The sequence below is a fragment of the Aurantimonas marina genome, assembly GCF_017183135.1.
Classification (GTDB): Bacteria; Pseudomonadota; Alphaproteobacteria; order Rhizobiales; family Rhizobiaceae; genus Aurantimonas; species Aurantimonas marina.
The window spans coordinates 52,884-67,535 of sequence record NZ_JADDXW010000017.1; the positions used below are offsets into that span (position 1 = coordinate 52,884).

A 14,652-nucleotide genomic window follows, 5' to 3' on the forward strand; every position below is an offset into this window, starting at 1 on the left:
TACAGCATTGCGGCAGGCGCTCAACTAACATCGCTGCATCGACAGCTTATGGGGGATGCCATGCGCAAGCCACGGGACTATGACGCGGAACTGAAAGCTCTCGAAGACAAGGCGCGGGAACTGAAAACCCGCAAGGTGCAACAACTCGGCGAATTGGTGATCGCCACCGGCGCCGATGCGTTCAGCCCCGAGGAACTGGCGAGCGCGCTGATCGTGCTGGCCGAAACAACGGATGCCGGAAGGAAGGAGTCCTGGGCCAAGCGCGGGGCCGCGTTCTTTCGCAGCAAATCGCGGCGATCTGCAAAAGCATCTGACCGCGACATTGGCGGCGCTCCGACGCAATCGGGCAGCGCGCAATCGGCATCAGGCGGCGCGGGCGCGGCATGACATGCGCACCTGGCAGGTCGAACGCCGCAAACGCACGCGGCATCTGATTGAACTCGGCGGCCTCGTCGTCAAGTCCGGCATTGCGGACCTGACCGGCGATGATCGCGCCATGATCTACGGCGCGATGATCTGGGTCGCCGAAAAGCTCAAGAGCGACGATGGACAACGAGCGCGAACGCTCTGGGCCGAAAAGGGAAAACAGGCGTTCGCGGCGGAACAGGAGACTAAAACGCCGACCACCTCGCAGTTGCAGCAGGTTCGGGCGTGACCGATGGCGGGCGGCGCGAAGACTCCACATATCGCAGCGCTGCCCGCCATCGCGCGGCACCGCCGCGCAAAGACGGCGAACGTCAGGACGTTGTGCTTCTGCGGTCGCTTGTGCGATCTTGCCATTACTACGTGGCTGGAGTGGACCCCGTTTCGCCGGACAGTCGGCGGTTGGGTTTAGGCACTGAGACGTCTCGCTCTCCTGACCCCCGTCATGCGGCAGCCTTGCGCTGACAGCGAAGAGAAGCGCGTGACCCGCGGAACGGCCGGAAAGGAAGACAGACAGGAACAGCTTAACCTCAACTCCCATGCAAAATCTGGCCCATAGCGCATCCTTTGAGTCGGACGACAAGCAAGAATGAACCATCAAAGCATGGGATCAAACACCCAGGAGATGTCCGGCGAAGGTCGGGACGGGCGCGCCTGAAACCGCAATGCGCCAAATGACGAACAAGTCCTTGTGCAGCGGTGGTTCGAGGAAGGGAATGGCCCGCAAGGTTCCGGCCGTCACTTCATCGGTAACGGCCGAGGCCAGAACCAGGGAAATGCCGATCCCGGCCTTCACCGCCTGCTTGACGGCTTCCGTACTGCCCAACTCAAGGGAAATCCGCGGCATCTGGGGACTGTCGCCGAAGAACTTGGCGAGTAGCCTTCCCGTCCCGGTGCCGGATTCGCCGCCGAGAAGCTCGAATCCCGCCAGGCACTCTCGGTCGATTTTGGACCGAGCCGCCAGCGGATGGTCCGGTGGAACGATCACCACGACCGGTTCGCGTCGCCAATGCTTGGAGCGGAATCCTGAGCGGTTGTCCCACCACTCCATTACGGCCACATCCACCTCGCCGTGTTCCAGCTTCGCTGCGATGCTTGGGTTGCGGTCGATCACGATTTCGAAAGCGGAGGGGTGACGGGCCTGAAGATAGGATCGGATGTGGGGCTGGAGAAGGTAGATGCCGATGTTCGAACTGGCGCCGACTCGGAGCCGTTCCCCAGAAATCGCGGCGAGCGCACGCTCGTTTGCTCGGCGGATGCTCTGGGCATAGGGCAGAAAGTTCAGCGCCTCGCGCGTCGGGTCGCAGCCGGTCCGGGATCGATGAAACAGCGAGGCGCCAAGCTGTTCTTCCAGCTTCTGGATGTGCAGCGAGGCTGTCGGCTGAGCAATGTGAAGCTGCTCGGCCGCCGCTTGAAAGCTCCTGTGGTCAATGAGAGCCAGAAATGTCCGGACCCATACGGGATTCAGCATTGCAGCACTATGCCACCTGTCCCGGTTCGTTGGCGGCATCCATCGGCCTCTTGCCGGAGAACACTTGAAGGATGTTTTCCGCCGCGCGCAACTCAATCGCCAGACGGACCTTTTGCACGGCCGAGCCGATATGCGGACTGAATATCGTATCTGGATGGTTTAGCAGCCCAGCCTGGATCTCGCGGGGCCGATCCTCGCGCGAGCGATCTTCAAACTCGAATACGTCAGCAGCGTAGCCGCCCAGCCGACCGCTGCTCAGCGCCGTCAGCACGGCCGCCTCGCTCACGACGGAGCCGCGGCACGGATTGACGAGGTAGGCGCCCGGTTTCATTAGCCTCAAGGTCCTCTCATTGATGACGTGGACAGTGTCTGCGGCGAGCGACAGCGCGAGGATCACGATATCGGATTCTGCCAGCAAACCGTCCAGGCTGCGCCGAGCGATCCCGAGGCGGGCCGCGACGGTGTCTGAAGCCGGCGTCCGGTCGGCGTAGAGCAGCACCGCGCCCCAACCGTTCAACCGCTCAGCGAGCGCCATCCCGATCGCGCCCATCCCGACAATGCCGATGGTTGAGCCGCTGATGCCCAGACCGTAGAATTCCGGCCGCCAGCCGGCGAACTTGCCGCCGCGCACCTTGGCGTCGGCCGGGATCATCTTCCGCGTCAACCCGATCGTGAGGCCGACCGCCAGTTCGGCCGTCGGAACGGTCAGGAGGTCGGGCACGAAGCTCAGCCACACACCCCGGGCAGTACAGGCGGCAACATCGAAATTGTCATAACCCTTGAGCGCCGCACCGATGACCCTCAATTTCGGGCAGGCGTCCAGAAAGGCGGCATCCACCCGATCCGGCATGAAGGCCATCATGGCATCGGCTTGGCTGACGCGGCGAACGACTTCTTCCGCGGGCAGGGTCTCGGGCGTCTGATTGGCGTCGAGGTCACACTCGGCCCCGAGCAGGTCAAGGACCTCCTGATGAACTGCATGGGTAATGACGACACGTGGTTTCACACCAGCCAACCTTATTTGAACTTCTTGCGGAGGTAGCCGCTCATCCCGTCGACAAGCGTGACCATCGCAAGGATGACGAGCAGGATGGCGCTGACTTCCTGATATTGCATGATGCGCAGCGACCCCATCAACTCGAAGCCGATGCCGCCCGCGCCCACCATGCCCATTACCGTGGACGCCCTGAAATTGTACTCCCAGCGATAGATGGAGACGTCGGCAAATTGCGGTAGGACCTGCGGCAGCACGGCGTGAAACAGCACCTGGAGCGGGGTGGCGCCCGCCGCTCGCGCCGCCTCGACCGGTGCTTCATCCATATGCTCGATCGACTCGGCGAAGAACTTGCCCACCATGCCCACCGAGTGCAGCCCGAGCGCCAGGACGCCCGGAAGGGCGCCGAAGCCGACCGCCGCCACGAAGATGATGCCCATGATAAGCTCGGGTACCGAGCGGAGCGCGTTGAGCAGCGTGCGGGCGAGGTGGAACACGGCCGGATGCGGGGCCGTGTTCCGGGCGGCCAGGAAAGCCAGCGGAAAGGAAAGGATCACCGCCATCGCCGTCCCGGCAACGCTCATCGCCAGGGTATCCACCAGCGGCCTGATCCAGTCCCACGCATTGGTGAAGTCCGGCGGCATCGCTTCGCCGCCGAGCGTCAGAATGGCCGGGATCCCGTCGGCCAGCACTCCGAAATCCAGGATGCCGACATACCAGAACGCTATCAGCACGATCCCGAGGACGGCGGCACCCTGGGCGGTCTGGCGGATCCATGCCCGACCGTATTGATCCAGATAGTAGTGACTCGTGCGGGATTCGGCGGTTGCGGTCGACATCTTCGCCCCCTCACATCGTCGCGAAGTCGAGATTGAGCAGCTTGCCCAATTCGCGGATGACGTCGTAGTCCGTGTCGGCGATCGGCGCGAAACCGTCCGCCTTGAAGTTCTTCAGCACCGTCGCGTCCTTCAGGTTGACAAAGGAACCGCGAATCTTGTCCTTCAGCGCCGGGTCGAGGTCGGACCGCATCGTCCAAGGATATTGCGGGTAGTCCTTGCTGTAGCCGAGGACCTTGACCTTGCTCGCGTCGACCAGCTTTCGTTCGATCAGCGTATTCCAGATCACCTCGGAAAGGCCGCCGGCGTCGGCATTGCCGTTGGCCACGTTCATAGCCACGGCGTCGTGGCTGCCGACGAAATGTTGCTGATAGTCGCGCTCGTGCACCAGCCCTGCTTCCGCCATCATCGACTTCGGGATCAGATGGCTGGAGGTGGAGGCGCGATCGCCGAAGGCGACCTTCTTGCCCTTGATGTCGCCGATGGTGTTCACGCCGGCTTCGGCGTTGGCGATCACCACGGCCCGATAGGTCGCCTTGCCGTCGCTGACCATCGCCGCGAACGGTTCGATTTCGGCTTTCGTCTTGGCCAGCACGTAAGAGAGCGGGCCGAAATAGGCGATATCGATCCGGCCGAAGCGCATCGCCTCGATCATCGACGAGTAGTCGGTCGTCACGATCAGCTCAATCTCCTTCCCGAGCTCACGCTCAAGGTGATCCTTGAGCGGCTGGTTGCGCTTGATCAGTTCGGACGCATTCTCATCCGGCAGCAGGGCCACCTTCAGCGTGTCGGGATTGGCCTCGGCGGCCATCGCCGGCGCGGTCAGCCCCATGGCCAGGACGGCGGTCAGGGCAAGTTTCAGCAAGCGGTTCATAGGGACATCTCCATTTCGGGGGTGAACACGGGTTTGACGGGGATTTCGCCGCCCATGGGACTCTCGGGCGCCTGCTCGTTCGGGCGCTTGTGCCCGGCATAGATCTCGCCGAGCCGGGCCTCGCTGAGGTCCCGCGCGGCCCCGTCGAACACGATGCGCGCATTGGCAAGGCCGACGATTCGATCGGCGAAACGCTGGGCGTATTCCAGCTGATGGAGCGAGACGACGGCGGTGATGCCGTCCTCCTTGCAGATCTGGCGCAACAGTCCGAGCACTTTCTCCGAAGTCGCCGGGTCGAGGCTGGCGACCGGCTCGTCGGCCAGAATCAGGGTCGGCTGCTGCGCGAGCGCCCGCGCGATGCCGACGCGCTGCTGCTGGCCGCCGGACAGCTGGTCGACGCGGCTCATCGCCTTGTCGGCCAGGCCGACGCGCTCGAGGCAATGAAGGGCGAGTTCCAGTTCCGGGCGGGGCAGCGGAAAGAAGCTCCGCAACGTTCCATGGTAGCCCAAACGTCCCGTGAGCACGTTCGCCAAGGCGCTGAAGCGCTCGATCAGCTGGTGATGCTGGAAGACGAACGCCGTCTGGCGCCTATGCTGGCGCAATGCCTTCGCGGAGCCTAGCGCCCCGAACTCAGGCGAGACCACCTCGCCGGAGGTGGGGCGCACCAACAGGTTCAGCGAACGCAGCAGGGTCGATTTCCCGGCACCTGAAAGCCCCAGTAGGACCGTAAACTCGCCCTTACGGAATTCGACGTTGGCGCATTGGAGCGCAACGACCCCATTCGGATAGGTCACTCCGACATTGCTGACCCGCAGCCCCCCCGGCGGTGACTTCAGGGCTGGTTCACACCTCATAATTCACGATCCATGATGCGAGAAGCGAAAACATTGCGTTTCGCAATGCGTAGAGGCGAAAAGTAACGCCCGGATGACGCCGCCATGAAGGTTTAATGAAGAGGCCGCCGGTCAATGGGACTGATGATCGAGATCGTCCGAAAGCCGCCCGGCCAAGTCGGCTTCGTCGTTCGTGCAAGGCGCTGGGCGGTCGAGCGCTCTTTGCCTGGATCAGCCGAAACCGACGACTCTGAAAAAATGCGGAAGCGACGCTCACGTCGGCAACGGTGTTTCTCCATGCCGCCTCGGTCATGATCCTCCCGCGCCGCATCGCCTGATCTTCATGACTTTCCGGATGGAATCTGAAGGATCGCCTCGTCATAGGGCTATGGCGTAGACGTAGTGCTCATCATCGTCGGGCGTGGCCCGCTACGCCTCCCATGTTCAGCCCGGAGACATCGGTAACGGATTGTCCCTAAGACATGGGTAACAACCTCGTGCCGAACGGGTTGTCGATTGTCTGCAAGGTTCTCTGTTCGAGGTCGATATATCCCAGATCGTAGCGCATGAAGCTGACGAGCTAAATGCCGTCGTCGATTTCTTTGATGCCGAGCCTCTGACCCGCCAGGACGGTTGCGATGTTGGTCGTCTTTCGATGTATGCAGATGCGGCCGCAGGCGGTGACGAGGATGTCCTTGTCGTGGAACGGGTATTCCAGCTCCGGCAGGCCTTTATAATGTCTTTGCGCGGGCGTGTAGATCTTGGCCGGGGTCCTCATGGCAAGCGCCTGGTGCGGCCGCTCGGCGTTGAATTCGCTCAAGAATGCGTCGAACCGAGCCTGTTGCTGCAGGATATTCACTCCCCGCAGCCGGGTCGCCTCCTTCTTCAAGGTCAGGTGCATGCGCTCGTGGCGGCCGTTCTGCTGCGGATGACCGGGCCTGATCCACTCGATGGCGATGTGGCCGGCCCCGGCGGTGCCGAACCGCGACGCCGGCTCGTTCGGCGCAGCCGGCTTTCTTTGCCGCAGCGTCGCCCCGGATACTTGCTAAAATTATTCAATGTTGCGTACACTAATCACTCAAAAATACCGTAAAGTCATTTCCTGAGCGCGTTTTATCGAAAGGCTGGTTCAGCCTTAAGTTTCTGAGTTATCACCAAAGGACATGCGAAGTCATGAATGTCGCCGCTTGGCTGGATGGCATTGGTCTCGGCCTTTATGCGGATTTGTTTGCTGAGAACGCAATCGACGACGACGTCCTGGGCGAACTGACGGAAAAGCACCTGAAGGAACTGCAGGTGCCGCTCGGCCACCGCCTCAAGCTGCTGAAGGCGATTGCCAAGCTGCACGATGTCCCGCGCTCCGCCCCGTCTGCCGCCGCGGCGCACAATGGGCGGGAGGCCGCATCCGAGCCGTCAGCTGGCGTGCCGGCCACCGAGGCAGTATCCGCCGCCGAGCGCCGGCACCTGACAGTTATGTTCTGCGATCTCGTCGGCTCGACGGCCTTATCCGCCGGACTCGATCCAGAGGACATGCGGGATCTGATCCTCGCCTACCAGGACACGGTGGCCGGTGTCGTGGCCCGCTTCGAAGGCCACGTCGCCAAATTCGTGGGCGACGGTGTGGTGGCCTATTTCGGCTGGCCGCGCGCGCACGAGGACGCTGCCGAACGGGCCGTGCGGGCGGCGCGCCTGATCGTCGCGGGCGTCGGCGAAATCCAAGCCCCGTCTTCAAAACCGCTGGCGGTGCGAGTGGGCATCGCCACAGGCCTTGTCGTGGTCGGCGATCTGGTCGGAGAGGGAGAAGCGCAGGAGCGCCCCGTCGTCGGTGACACGCCGAACCTGGCAGCGCGGCTGCAGGGGATGGCGGAGCCGGGCGAAATCGTCATTGCCGCGAGCACGCGCCGGCTGATCGGCGATATCTTTAGCGTCGAGGATCTTGGCGAGCGCTTTCTCAAGGGGATCCCGCAACCGACGCAAGCCTGGAAAGTGCTCGGCGAAGGTGACGCCGAAGGCCGCTTCGAGGCTCTACACGGCAAGTCGCTGGTGCCGCTCATCGGACGGGAGGAGGAAATCGATCTGCTGCTGCGGCGCTGGAGCCTTGCCAAGGCCGGCAGCGGACAGGTCGTCATGCTGACCGGCGAGCCCGGCATCGGCAAGTCGCGCCTGACCCAGGCGCTGCTCGAGCGCCTGCGCAGCGAGACCAAACGCCATGTGCGGCTGTTCTGCTCGAACTACCACGCCAACAGCGCGCTGTTTCCCACGATCGAGCACTTCGAACGCGCCGCCCACTGGCAGCCGGGCGAGACGCCCGAAGTCAGGCTCAGGAAGCTCGAGACCTTCATCGAAGCCTCGGGCTGCGACCTTGCCGAAACCGTGCCGCTGGTCGCCGCGATGATGTCCGTGCCGACCGGCGACCGATACCGGCTGCCCGATGGCGATACGCGCGTGCTGAAACGCGAGACGCTTGCCGCGCTGGTCCGCCTGATCGAAGGGTTCAGCAGCGACCGGCCGATCCTGATGATCGTCGAAGATGCCCACTGGCTGGATCCGACCTCGATCGAAATGTTCAACCTCGTCATCGAGCGGGCGCCGGACCTCCGGCTGCTGCTGATTGTCACGCACCGGCCGGAATTCATGAGCCACTGGGCCGGTCAGGCGCATATCTCCTCGATCACGCTCAACCGACTGGGGCGGACGGAAGGCACGGCCATCATCAACCGCGTCGCCGAGGGCAAGACGTTGCCGGCGGAGTTGGTCCAGCACATTCTGTCGAAAACCGACGGTATCCCGCTATTCGTCGAGGAATTGACCCGAACCGTGCTCGAAACCGGACTGCTGATCGACGCCGGCGATCACTATGATCTGAGCGAGCCGCTGTCGGCCTTCGCGATTCCCGACAGCCTGCAGGACTCGCTGATGGCGCGGCTCGACCGGCTGGCGCCGGCGCGCGACGTGGCCCAGATCGCCGCCTGCATCGGGCGGGAATTCGACTACGCCCTGCTCGCTGCCGTCGCCGAACCGAAGACCGCGCAAGAGCTCGACTCCGCCCTCGCCTCCCTGGCCGAGTCCGAGCTCATCTTCGCCCATGGCGTGCCGCCGGAATCGACCTACAAGTTCAAGCACGCGCTGGTCCAGGATGCTGCCTATCAGACGCTGCTGAAGAGCCGCCGGGTATTCTATCATCTGCGCATCGCCCGGATGCTGGAGATGATATCGCCGGACATCGCCGCCGCCGATCCGGAAATCCTGGCCCACCACTACACGCGGGCGCGCCAGCCCGACAGGGCGATCTTCTATTGGATGCGCGCCGGGCAGAAGGCGATGGCCGGATCGGGTAACCGCGAGGCGATCGATCATTTTTCGAAAGCGCTCAACCAGATCGACGCCCTGCCGGCCTCGCCGGAGCGCGATCACCAGGAACTGACAATCCTGATCACGCTTGCCGTCCCGCTGGCTTCGGCCGAGGGATACGCTTCGCACAAACTGGAACAGACCTACACACGGGCGCGGAAGCTGTGCGGTGGCATGGGAGAAACCCCCGATCTGTTTCCGGTGGTCTACGGCATGTGGCGCTTCTACCTGCTGCGGGCGAACTACCGGGAAGCGCACGAATTGACCGACCAACTGTCGAACCTAGCGCGGCAATCCGATGACGGCGTGTTCGACATCGCCGCCAATCGCGCGATCGGCGCGACGCTGTTCTACATGGGCGAAATCGAACAGGCCAGGTTGCATCTGCAGCGCGTCATCGACACCGAGGCGACGCCGCAGGCGCGCGCACGGCTGCTGACCTTTGATGTCGTCGATCCCTGGGTCGCCTCACATGCCTATGCCGGCTGGGCCGACTGGCTGCTCGGCTATCCCGACCGGGCGCGGCGCGAGAGCGAACGCGCCATCGAAATCGCCCAGGACATCGAGCACAAATTCAGCATCGCCCTGTCGAAAAGCTTCGCCGCCTGGACCTATCAGTTCTGCGGCGACCGCAAACGCACGGCCGAGTTGGCGGAAGAAGCGCTGAAATTTTCCAAGGACAGCGCTTTCCAGTTCTGGGTCGGCTGGACGGAAGTGCTGCTCGGCTGGGCTGCCTCGAACTCGCACGAGCCCGCGGCCACGTCGGAACGCATCCGCCGCGGGCTGACCCATTGGCAGGAAACCAATTCACGGCTGGGACTGAGCTATTTCCTCAGCCTGCTCGCGGAGGCTGACGAAGATCACGGCCAGACGGAAGCGGCACTCCGCTCGATCGAGGAAGCGGTCGAATTCATCGCCCGCACCGGCGAGCATTGGTGGGCGCCGGAAATCGAAAGGATGCACTGCCAGTTGCTGCTGGACCGGTCGGACCTCGACAACGAGGCGGTCGTTGCGCGCCTGTCGGAGGCGATGGCCGACGCAAGATCGCGCAAGGCCCGCGCGCTCGAACTCCGCCTGACACTGATGCTGGCACGACTGCACAGGCCAAGCCAAGACTTCACCGGCGCGCGCGCCGCGCTCTCGGATGTCTTCGCAACATTCACCGAAGGCTTCGACACCGAGGACCTTCGGTCCGCGCGCAACCTGCTACGGGAAACCCAGGAAAGCGTATTGCCGGCGACGGCAGCGAATATCGGAGGGAGAAAGTGATGACAGAGTCCGGCGGCGTTCAGCGCACCATGCCGACACCTGGCAATCCGCCGTTCTGGTACGGCTCGTTTTCGGCCCTTTGGGTCTATTACGCCGTGCCGATAGCGGTCCTCGATTCGATCCTGGCGAGCCAGTCAGCAAGCCTGAAGGCCTTCGCCTTTAACGACCTGGCGACCGACGAGCCGATGGGGATGATGAACATCAACTTCATGGCCTACAGTTCCGATTCCGGCGTCAACGATCCGCAGGCCTATGCCGACATCACCAAGCCGATCGCCTACGGCGACAAGCCGCCGGCAAGCCTCGGCACCGAGCCGACGCATGAATGCGAGATCAATATCCTCTCCTATGCCGCAGAGCGCAGCGCGCAGACGCCCTTCGGATTGAGCAGTTCGGATTTCATCCTCGGCCGGGACCACACCAAGACGATCGGCAATTACCGGCTGTGGGTTCCCTGCGACGACCGCATCGCGGTCTACTGGGGGATGCACAATTTCGGCGAGAACAAGGTGATGACCCACCCGTTCACCTACACCACCCCGGCGTTGAACAACCCCACTTGTACCCGCTGGGACTTTACGATTCCGGCGCCGGTGACGGAACCGGCGGGGGGCAAGCTGTTCAGCCTCCAGATCGACGATCTCGACAGCCGCGCGGGCGTCGTCGCCGCCAACCAGTCGGAAATCGTCGACTTCAGCCTCTACCCGCATCGCGAGGCTGGCGTGGTCCAGCGCCTCGTCGGATCGCGCAGGAACATCTTCGGAGCGTTCAGGTGCATGACCAAGGCCAGCGGCGGCACCATGCCCACCCCGAAACTGTCCATCGCGTCCTCCGCCCATCCGATGGTGGCGGATCTCAAGAAAATGTTCAGGGCCAAGCGAGAGACGTGTGGCGTGATGACCTACGCCACGCCGCCGGTGATCGCCGAAAGCTCCCTTTTCTACGCCGACATCTGATCGATACAGCCAAGGCGCCAAGCCATGCGGATCTCGAAAGCGGCATATATGGTTGGAGGGGCGGTCCTGACCGCCGCGGCGGTGGGCGTCGCATCGTTCACGGGGAGTCCGAACGCGCGGGACACGGCGCCGACCGGCGAGACCGTGGTGTTGAGCAGCCGCCTGCCCGCCGATATGGCCGTGGAAAACCCGGTCGGCGATCGGTCTTACTACGACACGTTTTCCTGGAAGAGCTTTGTCGCGCTCAGCTGGCCAGTGCGGGCCGACGGCCAGGCTGACGCGCAAATGATCGGCGCCGACGGCGACAATGCCACCGTCTGGGGCACTTGGATGGAGGATTACCAGATCCTGGTGGCGGACGGCGAGAGGCCGCCCGCTTGGGGTACCCCGGCGGTTCCTCCCCCGGCCTGCCAGGCTATCGGGGCTGCAGATAAGGCGCGCGTGCTGTATCACACCACCAAGGCCGACGCCGTCGTGTCGAGTTCCCTTCAGGCTCAGGCCGGGCCACTGATCGATCTGAACGCCCGTTACGTGCGCTACGAGATTGCCGTCAACCGGCCGATGTACGACTATATCGTCGACAACAGCCTGTACACGCAGGCCGGACTGAAAGCGATCGGCACCATCGATTTCCCGGCCCGATCGCGCGCCATCGGCGCGGAACGCGCCACCATGGTCAAGGCGGCGTGGAAGGTGCTCGGCGACGGCGACAACCCGGCGCGCTTCCACAGCATCAACGCCTATGTCGTCAACGGCGACCAGTGCGCGCGCGTGCAGCTCGGACTGGTCGGCATGCACATCTCGACCAAGACCGAATCCGCACCGCAATGGATCTGGTCGACCTTCGAGCATGTCGACAACGCGCCCGACGCCAGCGCCGACAAGACCGGACACTACAATTTCTACGATCCCGACTGTCTGCAGAGCCGATCGGCGGAGTCCTGCACCCCCAATGCACTGCCGGACACACCTTGGGACCCGTCACGCCCGGGCCAGGTTCCGGTCCAGGTCGTGCGCGTGACGCCGGTCGATGCCGAGACCGCCGCCCTCAACGCCAAATTCCAGACCGAACTGAAAAAGGCAAACCCGGATACGGTCTGGGCCAACTACATGCTGATCGGCACCCAGTATCCGCAGAAGCCGACGGACACCACAGACCCGACCGGCCGGCCGTTTCCGCCGTATCTCGCCAACACCGCCATCGAAACCTTCATGCAGGGCGACACGCCGATGGTGTCGTCGAGTTGTATCGGCTGCCACAACCGCGCTACCGCGACGCCCGCGGCCAAGCCCTCTGACTTTACCTACATCCTGTCGCGCGTCATGGCGAAGGAGTGAGCGATGACCACCGCCCCGCCAAAGGAATTCTTCGCGCTGTCCAGCCTGCTGACCGGATTCTCCGAACAAACGCTGCAGTTCGCGCAGCAATCGGCGGATTTCTACGGCGAGTTCGTCAAGATCTACGGCAGCGCCGCCGACGATCTGCTGGCCCTCTACCGGACGGGGCTCGCAAGCGGCCAAACGCCCGACGACATCGCCCGCGGCATCCTGGACGAGCAGGCGGACAAGGCCGTGGCCGACACCGCCCGAGCGTTGATCGTGTTCTGGTACCTGGGCCAGATCGCGCCGCCGGGCGGCGATGCCGCGATCCCGTCGGCCAACATCTATGCCGAGGGCTTGGCGTGGCGGGCGATCCAGGCCCATCCCACCGGAGTCAGCCACCAGAAATTCGGCTATTGGGCCACGCTTCCCGCGCCCCTGGACGACTTCCTGTAAGGAGCCCGCCATGCCCGCGAACGCAACCTACGACGTGGTCATCGTCGGTGCCGGCATCGCCGGCGCGATCATGGCAAAGGAACTCGCGACGCAGGGCAAGCGCGTGCTCATTCTGGAATCCGGTCCCCTCGACCGCGACAATCGCAAGGCGTTTCACGGCACCTATCTGACGGCGACCGGCAAGCTGCCGGAGACCCCCTACCCGCCCTATGCCGATGATCCGGCGTCGGAAGCGGCCCCGCGCGCGACGACGGCGATGACCTTCGGCTGGCCGACACTGAACGACAAAGACAGGCCGAAGCGGATCGCCGCCCTCAACGAGAAAAGCTACCTGACCTATCCGGCCAGCTCGGACCTGCCGTTCCTGTCGACCTATGAGCGGCTGGCCGGTGGCACCACCTGGCACTGGTTGGGCACCTGTCTGCGCCTCGTGCCCAACGATTTCCGGATGAAGTCGGCCTATGGCGTGCTGGTCGACTGGCCGCTCGCTATCGCCGATCTGTTCGACGACTACGCCAGGGCGGAGGACGAGATCGGCGTCTCTGCCGACATCGCCGACCAGCGCGCGCTGCAGCCCTATCTCGGCGAGCAGTTTCCGCCCGGCTACGAATATCCGATGGCGCGTATTCCGCAGAGCGTCTCCGACACCCGGCTGGGCGAGGATATCGCCGGCCTGACGGTCGACGGTCAGCCGCTTGAAATGACCTGCACCCCGCAGGGGCGCAACTCGCAGTACCGCAACGACCGGCCGGCCTGCCAGGGCAATTCCAGCTGCATCCCGATCTGCCCGATCCAGGCCAAGTACGACGCGCAGGTGACGCTGCGCGCGGCCGAGGCGACCCACAACGTCACCACGCTCACCCAGGCGGTCGCGTGCGATCTGACGGTCGGCGCCGACGGCCGTATTTCAAGCGTCAGCTACCTGAAATATTCCGGCGAGCCGGGAAACTACGCCGTGAGCCACGATGAGGTGACGGCGAAGATCGTCGTTCTGGCGGCTCATGCCGTGGAGACGGCGAAACTGCTGCTGATGTCGAACGGCCGTCGCGGTGTCGCCAATTCGTCCGGCCAGGTCGGCCGCAACCTGATGGATCATCTGTGCTATCTCGGCTGGGGGCTGAGCACGCGGCAATATTTCCCCTATCGCGGTCCGCGCAGCGGCTCCGGCGTCGAAAGTCTGCGCGACGGACCGTTCCGCAAGAAGCGCTCGGCCTGGCGGATCGATGTCGGCAATGTCGGCTGGGAATGGGCCGATGACGATCCTGCGACCTCGCTCAGGGACTTCGTCCACGGCAGCAACGAGTCACAGCTCAACCCGGACGGCGACAAGCTCTACGGCCGGGCGCTTATCGACCGGCTGAACCGGTTCAACACCCGGATGGTCCGGCTGTGCTATCTGGTCGAACAGGAGCCGCAGGAAACCAACCGCATCACCCTGTCGGACCGCTACACCGACGGACTCGGCCTGCCGCGGCCGCAGGTCAACTATTCGATTTCGCACAGCGACTACACGCTGCGCGGCTTCGTCTCGGCGCAAAAAACGACCGAGAAGATCTTCAAGCAGATCGGGAAAAATTACACCCGCTTCGTCGATAAACCCGGCTTTCCGGCGGTCGCATTCGACATGGACGGGGAGGAGTACCAGATCAACCTGTACGGCGCCGGCCACATCATGGGAACCTACCAGATGGGCACGACGGCCGCCGGGTCGGTCGTCGATTCCAACCTGCGCAGCTGGGATCACAAGAACCTTTACCTGCTCGGCAGCGGCACCTTTCCCACCGTCGGCACCGGCAACCCGACCCTGACCATCGCCGCCCTCACCTTTCGAGCCGCCCGCTCGGTGCTGCAGGATCTCGCCCGGCTGTA

At 63.7% G+C, this 14,652-nt stretch carries 12 protein-coding genes and 2 pseudogenes; 8 read left to right on the forward strand and 6 right to left on the reverse strand.

Features of this window, described 5'->3' with window-relative positions:
* The first annotated feature begins 60 nt into the window (after positions 1-60).
* Positions 61-387 carry a conjugal transfer protein TraD gene (locus tag ING15_RS16585; protein WP_206455954.1) on the forward strand — a complete coding sequence of 109 codons (327 nt, stop codon included), beginning with the start codon at positions 61-63 and terminating at the stop codon, positions 385-387.
* A gap of 1 nt (position 388) precedes the next feature.
* On the forward strand, positions 389-655 hold the full coding sequence (locus ING15_RS16590; protein ID WP_206455955.1) for a conjugal transfer protein TraD: 267 nt from the start codon (positions 389-391) through the stop codon (positions 653-655).
* Positions 656-1,033: 378 nt separating this feature from the next.
* Here ING15_RS16590 and ING15_RS16595 read toward each other — a convergent pair whose 3' ends face one another.
* From ING15_RS16595 to phnC, 5 genes are read right to left on the reverse strand one after another with little or no spacing between them, the layout of a single operon-like run.
* Complete coding sequence (locus tag ING15_RS16595) at positions 1,034-1,990, reverse strand: LysR family transcriptional regulator (RefSeq protein WP_232845831.1); 957 nt, start codon at positions 1,988-1,990, stop codon at positions 1,034-1,036.
* Complete coding sequence (locus ING15_RS16600; RefSeq protein ID WP_206455957.1) at positions 1,902-2,900, reverse strand: phosphonate dehydrogenase; 999 nt, start codon at positions 2,898-2,900, stop codon at positions 1,902-1,904. Before ING15_RS16600 ends, ING15_RS16595 begins: the two co-directional genes overlap by 89 nt.
* Positions 2,901-2,911: 11 nt before the next feature.
* Complete coding sequence (gene phnE / locus ING15_RS16605; protein ID WP_206455958.1) at positions 2,912-3,727, reverse strand: phosphonate ABC transporter, permease protein PhnE; 816 nt, start codon at positions 3,725-3,727, stop codon at positions 2,912-2,914.
* Between the two features lie 10 nt (positions 3,728-3,737).
* Positions 3,738-4,598 carry a phosphate/phosphite/phosphonate ABC transporter substrate-binding protein gene (phnD, locus tag ING15_RS16610; protein WP_206455959.1) on the reverse strand — a complete coding sequence of 287 codons (861 nt, stop codon included), beginning with the start codon at positions 4,596-4,598 and terminating at the stop codon, positions 3,738-3,740.
* Complete coding sequence (phnC, locus tag ING15_RS16615; protein WP_206455960.1) at positions 4,595-5,452, reverse strand: phosphonate ABC transporter ATP-binding protein; 858 nt, start codon at positions 5,450-5,452, stop codon at positions 4,595-4,597. The genes phnD and phnC overlap by 4 nt, the downstream gene beginning before the upstream one ends.
* A gap of 129 nt (positions 5,453-5,581) precedes the next feature.
* Here phnC and ING15_RS19595 point away from each other — a divergent pair.
* A pseudogene (locus tag ING15_RS19595) lies at positions 5,582-5,769 on the forward strand (IS5/IS1182 family transposase); the annotation flags it as partial.
* A gap of 137 nt (positions 5,770-5,906) precedes the next feature.
* On the opposite strand, the pseudogene ING15_RS16620 reads toward ING15_RS19595, so the two are convergent.
* Positions 5,907-6,389, reverse strand: a pseudogene (locus tag ING15_RS16620) (integrase core domain-containing protein); the annotation flags it as partial.
* 215 nt (positions 6,390-6,604) lie between these two features.
* Between ING15_RS16620 and ING15_RS16625 the strand changes: the two are divergent.
* From ING15_RS16625 to ING15_RS16645, 5 genes are all read left to right on the forward strand, one after another.
* On the forward strand, positions 6,605-10,051 hold the full coding sequence (locus ING15_RS16625; protein WP_206455961.1) for an adenylate/guanylate cyclase domain-containing protein: 3,447 nt from the start codon (positions 6,605-6,607) through the stop codon (positions 10,049-10,051).
* Positions 10,051-11,007, forward strand: coding sequence for a hypothetical protein (locus ING15_RS16630; protein WP_206455962.1), 957 nt, complete (start codon positions 10,051-10,053; stop codon positions 11,005-11,007). The genes ING15_RS16625 and ING15_RS16630 overlap by 1 nt, the downstream gene beginning before the upstream one ends.
* Positions 11,008-11,031: 24 nt before the next feature.
* A complete protein-coding gene (locus tag ING15_RS16635) occupies positions 11,032-12,345 on the forward strand; it encodes a hypothetical protein (RefSeq protein ID WP_206455963.1) in 1,314 nt (437 codons plus the stop codon).
* A 3-nt stretch (positions 12,346-12,348) separates the two neighbouring features.
* Positions 12,349-12,783, forward strand: a complete 435-nt coding sequence (locus ING15_RS16640) for a hypothetical protein (protein ID WP_206455964.1) — start codon at positions 12,349-12,351, stop codon at positions 12,781-12,783.
* Between the two features lie 10 nt (positions 12,784-12,793).
* A partial coding sequence (locus ING15_RS16645) for a GMC family oxidoreductase (protein WP_206455965.1) occupies positions 12,794-14,652 on the forward strand: 1,859 nt, incomplete at its 3' end.

Coding starts and splice junctions, on each gene's coding strand:
- phnD (WP_206455959.1), bottom strand. CDS start 4,598: ATGAACCGCTTGCTGAAACTTGCCCTGACCGCCGTCCTGGCCATGGGG.
- phnE (WP_206455958.1), bottom strand. CDS start 3,727: ATGTCGACCGCAACCGCCGAATCCCGCACGAGTCACTACTATCTGGAT.
- ING15_RS16630 (WP_206455962.1), top strand. CDS start 10,051: ATGACAGAGTCCGGCGGCGTTCAGCGCACCATGCCGACACCTGGCAAT.
- phnC (WP_206455960.1), bottom strand. CDS start 5,452: ATGAGGTGTGAACCAGCCCTGAAGTCACCGCCGGGGGGGCTGCGGGTC.
- ING15_RS16635 (WP_206455963.1), top strand. CDS start 11,032: ATGCGGATCTCGAAAGCGGCATATATGGTTGGAGGGGCGGTCCTGACC.
- ING15_RS16590 (WP_206455955.1), top strand. CDS start 389: ATGCGCACCTGGCAGGTCGAACGCCGCAAACGCACGCGGCATCTGATT.
- ING15_RS16585 (WP_206455954.1), top strand. CDS start 61: ATGCGCAAGCCACGGGACTATGACGCGGAACTGAAAGCTCTCGAAGAC.
- ING15_RS16640 (WP_206455964.1), top strand. CDS start 12,349: ATGACCACCGCCCCGCCAAAGGAATTCTTCGCGCTGTCCAGCCTGCTG.
- ING15_RS16625 (WP_206455961.1), top strand. CDS start 6,605: ATGAATGTCGCCGCTTGGCTGGATGGCATTGGTCTCGGCCTTTATGCG.